1 protein-coding gene is annotated in these 229 nt (G+C 67.7%); it reads right to left on the reverse strand.

The features are described from left to right. On the reverse strand, nt 1-229 hold a 229-nt coding region (locus ADL01_RS27760; RefSeq protein ID WP_159049660.1), incomplete at both ends, for an acyltransferase domain-containing protein.

A 229-nucleotide genomic window follows, 5' to 3' on the forward strand; every position in this document is an offset into this window, starting at 1 on the left:
AAGGCGATACAGAGCCACCTCGACGGCGAACAGCGCGGGCTGCGCGTACCCCGTCTGCTCCAGCAGCCCGGCGTCCGCACCGAACATCACGTCCTTCAGAGGCCTCTCCAGCGAGGCATCCAGGTGGGCGCACACCTCGTCCAGCGCATCCGCGAACACCGCGAAGGCCTCGTACAACTCACGGCCCATACCCAGCCGCTGGCTGCCCTGACCCGTGAAGACCACACCC

Source organism: Streptomyces sp. NRRL WC-3618, from assembly GCF_001280005.1.
Classification (GTDB): Bacteria; Actinomycetota; Actinomycetes; order Streptomycetales; family Streptomycetaceae; genus Streptomyces.